Annotated in this window: 11 protein-coding genes; 8 read left to right on the top strand and 3 right to left on the bottom strand. The window is 57.8% G+C overall.

Annotated elements, in window-relative coordinates; all coding sequences use genetic code 11:
* Positions 1-5: 5 nt before the first annotated feature.
* Entirely contained in the window at positions 6-701 is a 696-nt protein-coding gene (locus HYI44_RS21205) for a pirin family protein (protein ID WP_122840478.1), read from the bottom strand.
* Between the two features lie 695 nt (positions 702-1396).
* On the opposite strand from HYI44_RS21205, the gene HYI44_RS21200 reads away from it, so the two are divergent.
* On the top strand, positions 1397-4774 hold the full coding sequence (locus HYI44_RS21200) for an ATP-binding cassette domain-containing protein (protein ID WP_225570428.1): 3378 nt from the start codon (positions 1397-1399) through the stop codon (positions 4772-4774).
* 298 nt (positions 4775-5072) lie between these two features.
* Positions 5073-7556, top strand: coding sequence for a UvrD-helicase domain-containing protein (locus HYI44_RS21195; protein ID WP_225570427.1), 2484 nt, complete (start codon positions 5073-5075; stop codon positions 7554-7556).
* An 84-nt stretch (positions 7557-7640) separates the two neighbouring features.
* Here the strand turns inward: HYI44_RS21195 and HYI44_RS21190 are convergent, their stop codons facing one another.
* Entirely contained in the window at positions 7641-7913 is a 273-nt protein-coding gene (locus HYI44_RS21190) for a DUF1652 domain-containing protein (protein ID WP_045058376.1), read from the bottom strand.
* A 273-nt stretch (positions 7914-8186) separates the two neighbouring features.
* On the opposite strand from HYI44_RS21190, the gene HYI44_RS21185 reads away from it, so the two are divergent.
* The 4 genes from HYI44_RS21185 to HYI44_RS21170 are packed head-to-tail and all read left to right on the top strand — an operon-like array spanning position 8187 to position 11956.
* The gene (locus tag HYI44_RS21185; protein ID WP_225570426.1) at positions 8187-8999 is read left to right on the top strand and encodes an AraC family transcriptional regulator; all 813 of its coding nucleotides are present in this window, start codon (positions 8187-8189) and stop codon (positions 8997-8999) included.
* A 48-nt stretch (positions 9000-9047) separates the two neighbouring features.
* A complete protein-coding gene (locus HYI44_RS21180) occupies positions 9048-10454 on the top strand; it encodes an NAD(P)/FAD-dependent oxidoreductase (protein WP_225570425.1) in 1407 nt (468 codons plus the stop codon).
* Positions 10455-10482: 28 nt separating this feature from the next.
* Positions 10483-10824 carry a cupin domain-containing protein gene (locus tag HYI44_RS21175; protein WP_122840473.1) on the top strand — a complete coding sequence of 114 codons (342 nt, stop codon included), beginning with the start codon at positions 10483-10485 and terminating at the stop codon, positions 10822-10824.
* Positions 10825-10870: 46 nt separating this feature from the next.
* Entirely contained in the window at positions 10871-11956 is a 1086-nt protein-coding gene (locus tag HYI44_RS21170; protein ID WP_225570424.1) for a polyamine ABC transporter substrate-binding protein, read from the top strand.
* Between the two features lie 188 nt (positions 11957-12144).
* Here the strand turns inward: HYI44_RS21170 and HYI44_RS21165 are convergent, their stop codons facing one another.
* Positions 12145-12369 carry a YgdI/YgdR family lipoprotein gene (locus HYI44_RS21165; protein ID WP_225570423.1) on the bottom strand — a complete coding sequence of 75 codons (225 nt, stop codon included), beginning with the start codon at positions 12367-12369 and terminating at the stop codon, positions 12145-12147.
* A 147-nt stretch (positions 12370-12516) separates the two neighbouring features.
* On the opposite strand from HYI44_RS21165, the gene HYI44_RS21160 reads away from it, so the two are divergent.
* Together HYI44_RS21160 and HYI44_RS21155 are read left to right on the top strand one after the other, a co-directional pair.
* On the top strand, positions 12517-14199 hold the full coding sequence (locus HYI44_RS21160) for a VRR-NUC domain-containing protein (RefSeq protein ID WP_225570422.1): 1683 nt from the start codon (positions 12517-12519) through the stop codon (positions 14197-14199).
* The gene (locus HYI44_RS21155; RefSeq protein ID WP_225570421.1) at positions 14196-16475 is read left to right on the top strand and encodes an ATP-dependent DNA helicase; all 2280 of its coding nucleotides are present in this window, start codon (positions 14196-14198) and stop codon (positions 16473-16475) included. The genes HYI44_RS21160 and HYI44_RS21155 overlap by 4 nt, the downstream gene beginning before the upstream one ends.
* Positions 16476-16553: the final 78 nt, after the last annotated feature.

Here is a 16553-nt window from a genome sequence, read left to right as displayed (position 1 = left end):
GCCGTTCAAGCCAGGTCTACCAGCACCACTTCACTGTCTTCGATGGCAGTCACTCGCAGCACCTGCTCGTCTGCAATCGCCACACCGTCTCGAGCTTGTGCCTGCAAGCCATTGACTTCAATACGGCCTGTAGCCGGAACCAGGTAGGCGCGGCGGCCGCTGTCGAGGCGATATTCAGCTGTTTCCCCAGCCTTGAGGTTGGCCGCTACCAGGCGGGCATCCGCACGAATCCGCAGGCTTTCATCATCTCCCGCCTTGCCGCTGGCCAGAGTTACAAAACCTTCGCGTTGCCCCTTGGGGAATGGCTTGGCGCCCCAGGAAGGCGCCGATCCAGCTTCATTGGGAATGATCCAGATCTGGAAAATCCGCGTCTCGGTCGCTTCCAGGTTGTACTCGCTGTGGGCAATCCCGGTGCCGGCGCTCATGACCTGAACGTCTCCGGCTTCGGTGCGACCCTTGTTGCCAAGGTTGTCTTCGTGAGTAATCGCGCCTTCACGGACATAAGTGATGATCTCCATGTCCCGGTGCGGGTGTTTAGGGAAACCGGTGCCCGAGGCAATCACGTCATCATTCCAGACCCGCAGATTGCCCCAGTTCATGCGCTTGGGGTCATGGTACTCGGCAAATGAAAAATGGTGATGTGCATCCAGCCAGCCATGATGAGCGCCGCCAAGGGAGGTAAAGGGTCTGAGTTCAAGCATGATCGTCTCCTGCCAAAAGGTGATTTATGGCGACCATCATCCATCAGCCAAACATCGATAAAAAGCGTAAATAATGCCTTAATATAATCGAATTGCTCGATGTGTTGATGGCGGGATTTCTTCCTCTCGGCTGGCGCTATTCAGCGATGATCCAGACTCGGTACGGCATTGTGCGAAAGCTTGCTGGGCTGAGCGTGGCGCGCAATCTCGACGAAACCATAGTTCCTAACTTCTGTAACCCGCTCGACAAGCACGAGTTGTCGTCCGGGATTGCGGAAGCGATCAATGGCTACTCGGGTGGGCATGCCCGGCGGATTCATTAGAATTCTGAAGAACTATGAAGTGGGTATCCAGCGCGCGTTGAATCCGTTGTTCTGCTACTTGGCGCGTTTAATTTCTGTCTGATTTATCCTACATTCTCTAAGTAACAACGACATCAATTTATTTCCGGTATTGACTTCCCAAAACAATACTGAAAATATCGCTCCCGGCCAATATTCTATTCGCTGGAATACATAGTTTTATAAGCTCGAAAATTTATCATCTTTAAATTCTAGTTGTGCTCACACATCGGCGCATTGTTTTGCACTTCCGAAACGGGTGTAGGATTTTACTTACGCCAAAAATAGAAATGGAAACATCGAATAACTAATACCCATCGCACCTCAACCTGCGCCGGTTTCAAGCTGACTCTCATGAAAACTGCAGAAATTCTGAAGACGATCCTATGGTTTCGGACGCCGGAGCCTGAACGAAATCGAGGTGCGCGGGCGGTCCATGCTGCCCGCTGGCAAGGATGGTGCAAGGCAGTCATCCATGATGCGCGAGTAGGTGGGAAAGGGCGGCTTCATATCAGAATCTTTGTAGCCCTCAAACGGGATATCACGTTGGCGCTGGTGGCGATCGGGTTGCATACTGCGGCGGCTTTTGGCGCCGCAATCACTCTTAAGTCACTGCTGGCGCAACTCATTGAGGGTACCTCGCCAGTCCTCTCGAACATCACGCAGGGCGCCATCTGCCTTGCGCTGACTTACTGCGCCTGGCTGGCACTCAACCATACGTTTTTTCTCGCTGAACTGGTCGGTGTGGGAAGTCGTTCTTATGTTGAACAACGGCTTTTACTCAAACGGGCTGCTGCACAGAGCGATGCTTTCCCACTCAGCCTGACCACGTTGTTTGACCGCGAGGCGGCACGTGTCGAATCGTCATGGTCAGGGTTGGTCACGATCACCCTGGCGCTAGCAACTGTCATCTTCACGTCCACGTTTTTCTTTTTTGCTCTGGGTATTAGTGCAGTGGCCGCCTTGGCCGTCATTGCCGGCAGTTCACTGCTCGTGTTTTGGCTTGCCCAACAACTTGGAGCGACCTATCAACTGCTGTCGGTGAACTCCACTCAGCGCCTGGAGATAGGGGGGTTCGCGACAAAGAATCGGTGCCAGGTATGGCTTAAAAACTGGAATGCCGAATTGATTCGCGACTATGCCGCCAAACGAAACCTTGAAGAAGCCTCCCTGAAAAAAGCTGCCCGTCTGGTAGCAGCCATCAGCCTGATCTCGACCATGACGCCCATCGCCGCGCTGTTGAGTTCGGCCTTGTTGCAACTGATCTACCTGGGCCACATCGATATGCCTGGTGTGCTTGCAGCCATCGCATTGATCGGCGGACTGAGATCGGTCGCCAATAATATTCCGGACATTGTTCAGAGCATCTCCCAAGGGTTTGTCGGTCATCAGCATATAGAGCAATACCTCGATGGCCGTGAGCCCGGTACTCCCACTGCCGCAACGATGGAGATGCCTTCTACGACGGCGAAACATATCGCTATTGTCGGTGCCACAGGCAGTGGCAAGACGTCAGTGCTGAGAAAATGTGCGCAACGTTTTCCTGAGACTACCGGCCAGTCGATTTTCATTCCGGATGAGCCATGGATATTTGCCGGCGGTGTTGGCGAAAACCTGAGTCTCTATCGCCGAGATTGTTCAGGCGAAGAAGTGCGAAATGCCATTGCCCTTGCACGCTTGCCCGAGCAGTTCCACCTCGATTACATCAACGAGCGGAACTATGGCCCCAATACCCACTGGAACGTTTCCAGGGGGCAGGGAAAACGCGTCGAATTGGTTCGCGCTTTGTTGGCGGAGCCAGAGTGGATCTTCATTGATCAACCCACCTCGGGGCTGGACGGAGCGCTAGCCAAAGGATTGTTGACGTTACTGCTACGAGGTCCGTGGCGCGACACCAGGGTGATGTTTGTCACAGATAGCCCGGAAGAAAAAGACGCAGCGGAAGAAGTCTGGACTGTTTCAGACGGCATGGTCACTGACGTCCAAATCCAATACGCGGCCGCGCGCGCTCGACTCACCGCCGCACCAGTTGTACGTCCTGTTTCTGTCCCGTCGGCGCCAGAGGCAGATCGCTCGACGGTAAAAGACCCGGCAGAGCAGTCTCACGTCAGTTCCAGGTCAATGACCAGCAGCCTGATGAGCTTCGGCATCGGAATCATTACGCTGATTGCCTTCACCCTTCTGGCGCTCAAAGAAGTGTTCACCATTGCCGGGGACTACCTGATCGCCAGCGGATATCTTGGTACTCACCTACATGCATCCTTGATCGGACTGGCCGGCGTTTTGCTAGTGAGTGCTTTACTGTCGATTTCCGGAGCGTTGATGACGGTCAAGAAAAGCGTTGAGGCAGCGTCGGCACATTGCATCCGCTACTTCTCCCATTTGATGGACCCTGGCCTGGATGAGCGCCTGTCCCGGGAAGTCAATCGCGACAGCCAAAACAAGATGACATGGGACCAGCGGCGCGTCGATGAAGTATTGCCCGTCCTGTTGCTGGAAACCGTCAGCGCGGCAACTTTGCTGTCCGTTACCACGGGCTACATCGTCCTGAACAACATCTACGTACTGTTTCCGTTCATTCTTATGGGCCTGTGTTACTGGCGGAGGGCAAGGCGCTCCGGCGAACTGTTGCAGAGGTCCAATACCCGGGAAATCGACGCGACTGCCGTGTTGTTTTCACGCGTTCAAGCGCTGAACTGGGATGGCGGCCGATTTAACGGCACCGCAAACAACGCAAGCATCCTGGACTGGTTGAGCGCCAGCCTGGCCACCAGGGCTTTCGCTTCTCTGGATAACGCCGCGACGCGTCGCTGGTACAGCTACAAACTGGACTTGATGGGCTTTTTTTTCCTGTCCGGTATCGTGGCTTCAACGATTTACTTCCACGCCACCGGCACAGCCACCATGGCTAACGTGCTGGCGCTGAGCCTCTCCTACAGCCTGATTGCGATTTTTGCCCGTTTGGGCAGATGCACTGTGGAACTACGGCAAGTCCTCGATAGCGCAGATCGACTGGTGGTGACTGGTACCTTCCCGGCGACAGCGCCAAGACGCCAACAGGCTCGCGACAATGCGCCACTGGTGTCGTTTTCAAATGTCACATTTGTTAACCAGCGCAGCGGAACAACCGTACTTGAACAATTCGACCAGGCGTTTCACGAGAGTGATGTGGTGGTGATCATGGGAGCCAGCGGTGTTGGCAAATCTACCTTTACCAATCTGGTGGTCGGCAGCTTGTTACCCAGTCTGGGACAGATCTCGATACTGGGTGGTACTGATGGGTATCTGGCAAGACAACATGCCGAAGAAGTGCGGTTGCTGACCTCCAGTCCGATCTTCAAACCGGGCTTGCTTGTCGATCACTTCAATAGTCCCTCACGGGAAGAGCTCTACCAACGAGCAGCTTATCTTGGACTTTCGGGCGTTATCGACCGCTTGCCGGATGGATTTAATCAACAGGTTCCCTGGAGTGGTGAAATGAACCTGAGCAAGTCAGAACTTCAACGGCTCGCATTGCTTGACCTGACTGTGAATACGCCAGCCGTTGCCATCCTTGACGAGGCCACCTCAGAGCTCAGCAGTGCCGAAGAAACGCAGCTCATCAAGAAAGTAATTACTGCGCTCCCGCACACGTTATTTTTCATCATCACGCACAACCCTGAGCTTTCCACGCTTGGAAACAGAAATTTCAACTTCAACCATGCAAAGCGCCTGGTTGAAAAAACAGCATAAAAACATCCTCTCAAGCCGTTCTACAAGCATTGTCAACATGGGTTGCACGCGCAGCGGGCTGCGTTTATTGCGTCGCTAACCCGCAACTTCCCTTGAGCGGGATTGCCCGCAGGCTCATGCAGGCAGCTATTCTGATCCACCGTTCCTTTAAGCGCTGCTTTTCAAAGGTTTAGTATTTCTTGCCATTCAAGCTTCAATTCATCGCCTAACCCAATGACTCGCAAGCATTTCGCTAGAACTCCAGGCCAAATAAAGACACCATAGCGCCCAACAGCCTCACAGCCTGGAGTCCATCCGCGTGCCGCAACACACCCCCGACCTTCCTCCTGAACTTCGTCCGTTGGCAGAAATGCCATTGCTCAAACGCCTGGCCGCCCGGTTCTTTGGCCACGGCCTGACGCGCCTGCGTGCCCAGCACCGGGCATCGTGGTTGCACGGGCAGGCGGATGGGTTTCGCAGCGGGCACAGTGCGGGGGTGGATTACGGGTATAAGGAAGGCAAGCTCGAAGGGCTTGAAGAGGGGCGGCAGGTTCTGTTGATTCGCGACTCGCGCAGCACCGAGCATCGCCCGCCCAACGTCGACGATTACCTGTTCGACGACTGGCGCCTGCCATTGACCGCCGAACTGAAAAAACGCATGAAGGCCGATGTCGGCCGGTTACTGCCAGCCCATGCCCAGCCAAGTGCTGCGCAGTGGAAGATGATCTTCAGCGACACGCCGTCGACCTCGGTGATCGCTGGTGCCGGAGCAGGGAAGTCGACGACCCTGGTGCTGCGTATCCTGCTGTTGACCCACTATCTGGGCTTCGAACTCGACTCCATGACCGTCGTGACTTTTACCCGGGAGTCGCGCAAGGACTTCATCAACAAGCTGATCGAGATGTGTGCACTGTGGGGGCGGGCGCTGAGTTTGAAGGAGGCGCGCGACCTGGTGCGCACTTTTCACTCACGAATCCTGCCCCTGGTGCGCAGCTTGCCAGGGTTCGAACGCCTGCAAGCCTTCGAGAACCTCAGCCTGCGCGCAACCAGCCAGGACGATGATGCCGACAGCAATCCGTTCGACCTGCGCATCAATGACGCCCAGCGCCAGCAGCTCAACGCCTGCTACCACAGCCTGCATACTGGCGATGCGCGCTTTCGCGAACTGATCACGCCGCTGTCCCGGCATGCCCTGCAACTCAAGGAGCTGGAGCGCGATCACCCTGACGTGCAGAAACGCGTGGCGGTGACCCAACTGGCTGCCAATCGTGATGAAGAACTGTGCGATACCATCGAAGACCTGTGGTTTCGCGCCGGGGCGTGGCCGATCAAGGGCATCGAACCCAAGCGCCAGACGTTCGACATCAATGGCTCGACCTTCCATTGTCACGGCTACATCCCGACCCTGGATGCCTGGGTGGTGCTGGGTTTTGATCCGCAGGAAAACCCACAGGTTAGCCGTCCGGGGTCAAAATTGTCGGTACGGGCGGAATGGGCGGTAAAGCGCACGTTGTTTCAAGCTTTCTGTCGTAAGCCATTGATATGGTTGGACACCTATCAATCTTCCAAACGAGTGCTGGCGTCGCTTGCCGGTGATGCCAGTGCCGGTCCTGGCTTCGATTACAAGGTCAAGGGTGAGTTGGCTTCCGCGCCGTTGCTTGACTGTTTTGTCGCCGCCGCCGGGTTCATCGAGAACCTTGGCCTGGATGTACCGACGGCCGTGGGTCAGATGAGCTTTGCAAAAGACGACCCCGACCGGTTCTTCTTCGAGGCGTTGAGCCGGTACTGGAGAGCACTGGAAGATCATCTGCTGGACCAGAAACCACCGATCATGACTTATAACCGCATGTTCGCGCTGTTCAGCGAGCATTCTCCGGAAAACCTCAAGCTGCTGAGCAACGACCTGCTGCGCCCGCTGGCGCATTTGATGATCGATGAATTCCAGGACGTTTCCCCGCAGATAGTCTCCTGGATTCGCGCCAGCCTGGCCGAAATCCGCAGTCGCGGTCCCGCCATGCACGTCGGCCGAGGTGCACAGCGTTCATCATTGTTGTGCGTGGGCGATGATTGGCAATCGATCTACGGCTGGCGGGGCAGTTCGCCCAGCTATTTCATGGATTTCAACAAGGAGTTTGCGTCGCCGAGCACCACCAAGGTCATGCTCAGCGACAATTATCGCAGCCATCAGCACATCATTGATGCTGCCGAACACATCGTGCGGGCTGCGCCAGCCATTGCCGGCAAGAAAGCCAAGGCTAGCGGCGCATCGAAGGCGCTGTTACCGGTGAATGTGCTCGATCGGGACGATCAGGGCATGGCCAACCGGCTGATGGAACACTACCGTCAAGGCCATTCGATCTTAATGTTGTATCGAAAAAGCAGCGATAAGCTGTTGATTGAGCAGTATATTCAGCCAGTACTTAATGTTGATTCTAGCTTGCCGTATGAGGCGCGCCGGTTGAAACAACTGACCTATCACAGCGCCAAGGGCCTCCAGGCCGACGCCGTGTTCTTGTTGGGTGATTGCCAGCATCTCACCAGCTCTCCCTACAAGAACCAGGTGTACCGTATGGCGGGACTAGGTAAGGCGGGTGACAACGAGGCCTACGATAATGCGCAAAAGGACGAGATCCTGCGTTTGGCCTACGTCGGCATTACCCGGGCGGTAAGCCACTGCTACTGGTATGTCGATGCCCAGGACACCCAGGCAGCCAACTTGCCCAAGGCGTCTGATCATGTCGACAAGGGCAAGGCGTTCTTCGCCGATCACCGGGAAGGCAAGGCACAGTCTGAAAAGGCATGAGCCTGTAGCGAGGCGCTTGATGTGGCGAGAGAGCTCGCTTGCGCTGGGCCGCGACGCGGCCCCGCTGTTTGACCTACAAGGATTTCAGGCATAGCTCCTGAACGAAACCGGCGGAACAAACGCTTCAAGCTCGTCCTCCACCGCTTCAATAATGCGCTCCACATCCGCAGCGTTCATCACCGTCGCGCACGGAATACCGGCAATGGCGATCATGGTCTCGCCACTGACCCGATCAAACAGGCGGGCAATCATGCTCCCAGGCGCGTCCATGCTCGCCTCGAAGCCCATGGGATGAAAATGCCAGCGCATCAGCTGGCAGGCGTTTGGGAACGTGACCTTGCTAAAACCTTTATTCATGTATTGCCCGCCTTCTTCATCGAGCGCTTCCGTTAGCTCATGTTAGGAGGGAAGAGCCTTCAATGGCTCAACCGGTGACTGCCATTAAAAGTAGCATCCGGATGTGAAAATCCTGTGGCTTTTTCAAACCGTTTGGCGATTGGCTGGCATTTTTTTGATGCAGATCACGCTTGGGCGCAATAGCCGACAGCGATTCGCACTCATAGCACCTTCCCTGACCATTGAAGCGCAGGCAGAACTTGGGCAAGCTCGGGTTTTTTCATTGAGCCGTTTATGCACACCGACGATGACGGACCGCAACAGACACTTGCCACCAGCGAAACGGTCATGCGTTACCACTTGCGCTGGAAGCACCGGGACCTGGACGGGGTGATGGCCCTTTACCACCCGCAGGTGCAGTACAGCGATTTCTTCCAGAACCGGGTAATGGGGCTGGCCCAATTGCGCGAATACGTGCGCAGCAGCATGCCCCGCGACCCCGACGAAGCGTTGGAACACAGCGACAGGATCCGCATCGACGGCGATACCGCTTTTATCCAGTACCGCATTACCCTGCGCGGCGGCGAGGGTCTGGTGTCATTCCGCGCCAGCGAGGCGATAACGGTGCGCGATGGCTTGATATGGCGGGTCAACGAGTACGCTTCACTGGTGCACGAACAATCCGGCAACAAGCCAACCGGTAACCGCCCAGCCGTCAGTCGGCTCGGCCTGTCACCCAGGCAGTTGAGCTTCATGGCCGAAGACTTGCAGCAGTATTTCCAGCGTCAGCAACCTTACCTCGATCCAGAACTCGACCTGCAGCGGGTGGCTGACGAGTGCGGGTACAGCCGGAACCAGATTTCGTACCTGTTGAATCAGGTACTCGGCCAAAGCTTCTATCGCTACGTCAATCAGGCGCGGTTGCAGCACCTGCTGACCGCGCTGGATTCGGCCACGCCACCACCGAGGGTCGATGAGCTGGCCTTTGCCGCCGGGTTCAACTCGCTGTCGGCCTTCTACAGCAGCTTCCGCCGGCACACCGGGCAGTCGCCGAAGGCCTACGTCAAACAAATTTCTTTGCGTGCACGCGCGCAAGACAACCACTGAGAGCACGCACTAGGATCACGTCATTGAAGTTCAGTGGCGGAGTCCAGCATGCCAGCATGGCGCACTATCAGTTTATGGATGGATCAGCTCGATGATCCTTTGACAGCGCGTGCGGCGCTGGAACAAGACCTGGATGTCGACGTGGCCATCATTGGCGCCGGCTACACCGGACTCTGGACAGCGTATTACCTCAAGCGCCTGGCACCGGGCTTGAACATTGCCATCCTCGAGGCGCAAACCGCAGGTTTCGGTGCATCCGGGCGCAACGGTGGCTGGTTGATGGGCAATCTGCTTGGTGAAGACCGGCTGCTGGCGAAGCTGTCGCCCGAAGATCGCCGCGCCTCCTTCGACTTGCTGCACGCTATCCCTGACGAAGTGGAGATTGTCCTCGAACGCGAGGCTATCGACTGTGATTACCGCAAAGGTGGCGCCCTGTATTGCGCGGCCCGCTACCCCGAACAGGAGACCAGCCTGCGACGGTATCTGGACAGCCTGTATCGACAAGGGCTGACTGAAAAAGATTACCGCTGGCTCAGCCCCGAGCAACTGGCGCAGCAGATTCGCCTCGCCAAGCCATACGGCGGCATTTACGCACCTCATGTGGCCACCATCCACCCTGCCAAACTGGTTCGCGGCCTGGCCCGCACGGTCGAGCGCATGGGCGTGCGGATCTACGAGAACAGCCCGGTCACCCATTGGCAGTCCGGGTCGTTGCGTACGGACAAGGTACAAGTGCGCAGTCGCTGGATCGTACCGGCCGTAGAAGGATACTCCGTCACCTTGCCGCCGCTGGGGCGATATCAATTGCCCGTGCAGAGCTTGCTGGTTGCAACCGAACCATTATCCGCCGCCACCTGGGATGAAATTGGCCTCAGTCGCGGCCAGGCATTCAGCGAAAGCAGCCGCCAGGTTACTTATGGCCAGCGCACTGCTGACAATCGCCTGGTGTTTGGCGCCCGGGGTGGCTACCAGTTCGCCGGCAAGCTGCGCCACAACTTTGACCTGACGACGAATGAAGTGGAGTTGCGCCGGTATCTGTTTGGGGAGCTGTTCCCCCAACTCAAGAACGTGCGGATTACCCACGGCTGGGGAGGCAATCTGGGCATGTCCCGACGTTTCAAGCCCCACATGCTGTGCGATCGATCCAGCTGCATTGCCTTGTCCGGTGGTTATGGCGGGGAGGGCGTGGGTGCCAGCAATTTGGGCGGGCGCACCTTGGCCGACCTGATCCTGGAGCGCGACACCGAACTGGTTCGCCAGCCCTGGGTCATTCCCCACGCCGGCCTGGCCGCGCTACGGGCCTGGGAGCCAGAGCCCTGCCGGTGGCTGGGCTACAACGCGATCATCCGCAGCTTCGTCCACGAAGACCAGACTCTGGCTAACCCGACCAGCGCGCCCTGGCGGCGCAAACTGGCGAGTGGCGTGGCGGGTTTCATGGAAGGTTTCATGCACTAAACAGCGTTTTCAACGACAGGTACTCCCCATGAGCATCACCCAATTCAAGAACACTGCCACCCTGGCACTGGAAGAATCCAACCCGGTCGCCGTGCCCCTCGGCACGCCAGTGGCTGTAGCCTCAACCACCAGTGTCGAGCGCGACGACGGGGTGGAAACCGGCGTCTGGGAATGCACGCCGGGGCGCTGGCGCCGGCAGATCGTGGCCCAGGAATTCTGTCACTTCATCCAGGGCCGCTGCACCTTCACCCCGGACGACGGCGAAACCCTGCACATAGAAGCCGGCGATGCGTTGATGTTGCCCGCGAACAGCCTCGGCACCTGGGATATCCAGGAGACCGTGCGCAAGACTTACGTCCTGATTTTCTGATCCTTTGATTGCCTGCCAAAACAACAACCCAAACAGGAATCGACTCATGCTGCGAAAGACCCTGACCCTGGCCCCCCTTGCACTGGTCGCGAGCCTCAGCCAGGCGGCCGAGACTGTGAAGATCTACAACTGGTCGGACTACATTGCGCCCGACACCACGAAGAACTTCCAGAAAGAAACCGGCATCGGTTTCAGCTACGACGTGTATGACAGCAACGAAACCCTGGATGGCAAGTTGATGACCGGCAAATCCGGTTACGACGTGGTGTTTCCGTCCAACCACTTCATGGCTCGGCAAATCCAGGGCGGGGCGCTGAAGAAGCTCGACAAGAACCAGCTGCCCAACTGGAAGAATCTCAACCCGGTGCTGCTCAAGGCGTTGCAGACCAACGATCCTGGCAACGAGCATGGTTTTCCGTACCTGTGGGGCAGTACCGGCATCGGCTACAACGTGGCCAAGGTCAGGGAAGTGCTGGGGGACAACGCGCCGGTGGATTCCTGGGACCTGATCTTCAAGCCCGAGAACATGCAAAAACTGCAGAAATGTGGCGTTGCGATACTCGACAACGGCCCGGAACTGTTGCCGGCCGCCCTGAACTATCTGGGCCTGCCACACCACAGTAAAAACCCCGAAGACTACAAAAAGGCTGAAGCGCTGCTGATCAAGGTTCGGCCCTATGTCAGCTATTTCCATTCATCCAAATACACCAGCGACCTGGCCAATGGCGATATCTGTGTGGCGGTCGGTTTCTCCGGGGACATCCTGCAAGCAGAGACCCGCGCCAAGGAAGCCAACAATGGCATCGAAATCGGCTACGCCATTCCCAAGGAAGGCGCGGCGATATGGTTCGACATGGTAGCCATGCCCGCCGATGCCCCCGACGAAAAGGCCGGATACGCCTTCATGAACTACCTGCTGCGTCCGGACATCATGGCCAGCATTACCAACCATGTGCACTACGCCAATGGTAACGAGCAGGCGGACGGCCTGGTTGACCCTGCGATCAAGAACGACACCAAGGTTTACCCGAGCGAAGAGATGATGGGCAAGCTGTTTGCGCTGGAAGCCATGCCGCTGAACATCGACAGGATTCGTACGCGGGTGTGGAACAAGATTCGCACGGGGAGTTAAGCGCGAATCGATTACCTGAGGGGTTTATCGTCCCACCCCACACAAACGGCCTGTCATTCCAGACAGGTTTTTTGTGTGCGTGTCCCTGGTTAATCAATACTCCAAAGCCAGCACAAGCCACTGCAATCAAGCGACTCGACAGAGAGCAAACATCGGCCTCAATCACCATATTTGCTCTTTGCTCTTGTTTAATCTTCCTCGCGGACCGTGGCCACTTCCGCCGCGCGGACTTTAACCTTCGACCCGGAAATATCTTCAAACTCGTAAAAACCATCCTTTGTTTCGGTTTTCGGCATGTCCTTGGTCAGGTACTGAGTGCCGTTCTGCAGGGTCACCACCGTGGCGGCGGAGCAACCTGCCAGCGCCAGAAGGGTCGCAACGGCCAGTGGCAGGCCCAGGGTCTTGATGTTCATACTCACCTCTCGAAATGCAAAAAAGCGTATCCCTATCGGCGTTGGTGCAGTGGAACGCTGAAAAGTTCGCCAGCCGCTTATCTTTTTCCATTTGCGCCTAACCGCCCAGAGCTGTTATCTGTACGCATAACCAGTACTTGTATTGCCATGGCGCCTGATTCTGTGACTGCTAACCCCCTCGACGATCCGTTCTATTACCTTAACAACTTCATGCAAGTGCTTGATTGGCTTGAGCATCGTTATGCGGACGTGTTGAGTGACGAGGAGCAGCGCTTCATTGGCGAATTCAACCAGCTGCCCCGTGAATCCCGGGCACTGCTGGTGCGGCTGATCATGCGCAAGGGCATTCATTTTCGCGCCAGCAAGTTGCAGTACGTCGAAATAGGCGACATTGCCCAGGCAGCCGCGCGGCTGATCACGCTGGGCTGGATCGACGAGCACAGTGCGCTGCCCATCGAAACCCTGTTCCCGGTGTTGCTCAAGACCGAAGTGCTGCAGTGTTTTGCAAGCGCGATCACTCAGCCCAGGGGCAAGAAGAACGACTGGTTGCCGACCCTGATCGAGCAGTACCCCGAGGCCCAGAGCTTCAGCCAATGGTGCGCGCCCCTCGGGGATCGCCTGTTCACCTTGACCATCATGGGCCTGTGCGATCGCCTGCGCCTGATGTTTTTCGGCAATCTTTACCAGGACTGGTCCGAATTCGTGCTGGCCGACCTGGGCATCTTCACCTACGAGAAAATCGAAATCGGCGCCGACTCGCGCGGGTTGTGCAGTCGCGAGGACGTGGATGCCTGTCTTTACCTGCACGACTGCCAGATGCGCTTCGAAGCGGGTGAAGCGCTGTCGGAGATCGTCGAACAGATCAACAGTCTCACGCTCACCAACCCCTGGCTGTCCAGGCGCCGCGGCAAGTTGATGTTCCAGATGGGCCAGCACTGCGAACGCATTGCAGACTTCGTCAACGCCGTGACCCTTTATCGCCATTGCACTTACCCCGGTGCGCGAGTCCGGCTGATCCGCGTGCTGGAGCGCTGCGCCGAGTATCAACTGGCCCTGGACCTGGCCCTGCATGCGCAACAAATACCGCAGAGCGCTGCGGAGCAGCAGCATGTGCTCAGGATACTGCCCAGGCTGCGCCGCAAGCTGGGTGGACCGCCCATGAAACGGGCGTCGCCGCGACAAATGCTGCGCCTTGACCTGCAGTTGCCCAGGTTTGATCCCGCAGTATCGGCGGATGAGCTGTCGGTGGAACGCTGCGTTCAAGTGCATCTGGCAGAGGCGACAGCACCCGTGCACTACGTGGAAAACAGCCTGATCAATTCGCTGTTCGGCTTGCTGTGCTGGCCGGCGATTTTTGCGCCTTTGCCTGGCGCGTTCTTCCATCCGTTTCAGCGCGGTCCGGCGGACTTGCTCTACGAAGACTTTCATTCCCGGCGCGCCGAGTTGTTCGCCGCGTGCCTGGCCGAACTGGAAGACGGTCGCTATCTGCAGACCATACGCGAGCGTTACTCCAGCAAATGGGGCGTGCAGTCGCCTTTCGTGTTCTGGGGCGCGTTGAGCGAGGAGTTGCTCGACCAGGCGCTGGCGTGCCTGCCCGCCGAGCACCTGCGGCACTGGTTCAATCGCCTGCTGCTGGATATCAAGGCCAACCGTACCGGCATGCCGGACCTGATCCAGTTCTGGCCGCAGGACAAGACCTACCGCATGATCGAAGTCAAAGGCCCCGGCGACCGCCTGCAGGACAATCAACTGCGCTGGCTGGAGTTTTGTCATGAGCACCAGATGCCTATTGCCGTCTGTTACGTGCAGTGGGCGGAGCAGGGCGCTTGAGCTATAGCATCGCAGTGCGGGCGTTGTGCGAGTTTACCGCCAAGGTCGGTGACCTCGACCTGCGTTTTACGCCGTCGCCCACTGCCCTGGAAGGCATCGTCGGGCACCGCACGGTTGCATCGCGTCGCAGCGAGGGCTATCAGACCGAGGTTGCGCTGGAGGGCCATTACCGGACCTTGCGCGTCAAGGGCAGGGCGGATGGCTACGATCCCGCGCAAAACTGCCTGGAAGAGGTGAAGACTTACCGCGGCGACCTGGGCAAGCAACCCGCCAATCACCGGCAGCTGCACTGGGCCCAGGCGAAGATCTATGGCTGGTTGATGTGCCAGAAAGCCGGCCTGGAGCAGATCAACCTGGCCCTGGTGTACTTCGACATCGTCAGCGAAAAGGAAACCTGCCTGGTCGAGGCGTTCAGTGCTGCACTGCTGGAGCAGTTTTTCGAGCACCATTGCCAGCTGTTCCTGCATTGGGCGCAGCAGGAAATGGCCCATCGCGAGGCACGCAACCTCGCCGCGCAGGCGTTGACGTTTCCCCACGCCGGTTTTCGGCCCGGGCAACGCCACCTCGCCGAGTCGGTGTTCAAGGCGGTCAGTACCGGGCGCTGCCTGATGGCCCAGGCGCCCACCGGCATCGGCAAGACCGTCGGCACACTGTTCCCGTTGCTCAAGGCACTGGCGCCTCAGCAACTGGACAAGATTTTCTTCCTGACGGCCAAGACCCCGGGGCGCAAACTGGCACTGGACGCGGCGCAGGTGATCATCGACAGCGCCGACGCACCGCCGTTGCGCGTGCTGGAGATGATCGCCCGGGACAAGGCTTGCGAGCATCCCGACAAAGCCTGCCACGGTGAGTCCTGCCCATTGGCGCAAGGCTTTTATGATCGCCTGCCGGCCGCGCGCCAGGCTGCCAGCGAGCTGACCCTGCTGAATCAGGCCGTCTTGCGCGAGGTGGCGCTGGAACACGACGTCTGCCCTTATTACCTGAGCCAGGAAATGGCGCGTTGGGCCGATGTGGTGGTTGCCGACTACAACTATTACTTTGACTTCAGCGCACTGTTGTTCGGCCTGGCCCAGGCCAATAACTGGCGAGTCGCGACCTTGGTGGATGAAGCGCATAACCTGGTCGAACGGGGCCGCCAGATGTATAGCGCCAGCCTCGACCAATCGGCCCTGAACGCGGTGCGCAAAACCGCGCCCGAGGCATTGAAGAAGTCGCTGCAGCGAGTCCATCGTGAATGGAATGCCCTGCATAATCAGCAACTGGGCGGCTATCAGGCTTATGACCGGGCTCCGGAAAAACTCCTGCAGGCGCTGTTTTCCTGCAGCGCGAGCATTGGCGACTACCTCAACGATCATCCCCAAGGGGTCGACAGTGGCCTGCAGAACTTCTATTTCGACATGCTGCAATTTGGCCGAGTGGCCGAACTGTTCGATGAGCAGTATCTGTTCGATATCAGCAAGCGCGACCTTGAGCGCAAGCGCAACCTCTCGACCCTGTGCCTGCGCAATGTGGTGCCTGCCGGATTCATTCGCCCACGCCTGACCGCCTCGCGCACCACCGTGCTGTTTTCCGCGACCCTCAGCCCCCGTCACTATTACGCCGACCTGCTGGGCACGCCGCCCGACACCGTGTGGATCGATGTCGAATCGCCGTTTCACGCCGATCAGTTGCAGGTCCATATCGTCAGCCAGATCTCCACGCGGTTTGTCCATCGTCAGGCGTCCCTGGGGCCGATCGTCGAGTTGATGGCCCGGCAATTCACAGAGCGTCCCGGCAACTACCTGGCATTTTTCAGCAGCTTTGACTACCTGCAGCAAGTCGCGCAACGGCTGGCCGAGGCCCATCCGCACATCAACCTATGGTCGCAATCGCGAGGCATGGGGGAAGGGCAGCGCCAGACGTTTCTCGACCAGTTCACCGCCGACAGCCAGGGCATCGGCTTCGCGGTGCTCGGCGGCGCGTTTGGCGAGGGCATTGACCTGCCTGGATCGCGCTTGATCGGAGCGTTCATTGCCACCCTGGGCCTGGCACAGTTGAACCCGATCAACGAACAACTCAAACACCGAATGGCAGCGATTTTCGGCGCCGGTTATGACTACACCTACCTGTATCCCGGTGTGCAGAAAGTGGTTCAGGCGGCCGGACGGGTGATCCGTACCCAGCAGGATCAGGGCGTCGTCATGCTGATCGATGACCGTTTCGCGCAGGGCAAGGTCATGCAATTGCTGCCACGCTGGTGGGCGCCAGGTCTGGTCGCTGGTAGCGCAGGCGGGTAAAGACAATTGATTGCCTGTGATTGCAGCTTTTCAATTTCGCCGGATGTCCCATACTCTCGAAAACGAAATTCACGTGAG

The organism is Pseudomonas sp. Y24-6 (assembly GCF_020295325.1).
Lineage (GTDB): Bacteria > Pseudomonadota > Gammaproteobacteria > Pseudomonadales > Pseudomonadaceae > Aquipseudomonas > Aquipseudomonas gregormendelii.
Note: the sequence above shows the minus strand (reverse complement) of the source record. Positions and strands in the feature narration are given on the sequence as shown.

Excerpts from the sequence above, each read along its gene's own strand:
- HYI44_RS21205 (WP_122840478.1), bottom strand. The coding sequence starts at position 701 with ATGCTTGAACTCAGACCCTTTACCTCCCTTGGCGGCGCTCATCATGGC.
- HYI44_RS21200 (WP_225570428.1), top strand. The coding sequence starts at position 1,397 with ATGAAAACTGCAGAAATTCTGAAGACGATCCTATGGTTTCGGACGCCG.
- HYI44_RS21190 (WP_045058376.1), bottom strand. The coding sequence starts at position 7,913 with ATGAATAAAGGTTTTAGCAAGGTCACGTTCCCAAACGCCTGCCAGCTG.
- HYI44_RS21185 (WP_225570426.1), top strand. The coding sequence starts at position 8,187 with ATGCACACCGACGATGACGGACCGCAACAGACACTTGCCACCAGCGAA.
- HYI44_RS21180 (WP_225570425.1), top strand. The coding sequence starts at position 9,048 with ATGCCAGCATGGCGCACTATCAGTTTATGGATGGATCAGCTCGATGAT.
- HYI44_RS21175 (WP_122840473.1), top strand. The coding sequence starts at position 10,483 with ATGAGCATCACCCAATTCAAGAACACTGCCACCCTGGCACTGGAAGAA.
- HYI44_RS21170 (WP_225570424.1), top strand. The coding sequence starts at position 10,871 with ATGCTGCGAAAGACCCTGACCCTGGCCCCCCTTGCACTGGTCGCGAGC.
- HYI44_RS21165 (WP_225570423.1), bottom strand. The coding sequence starts at position 12,369 with ATGAACATCAAGACCCTGGGCCTGCCACTGGCCGTTGCGACCCTTCTG.
- HYI44_RS21160 (WP_225570422.1), top strand. The coding sequence starts at position 12,517 with ATGGCGCCTGATTCTGTGACTGCTAACCCCCTCGACGATCCGTTCTAT.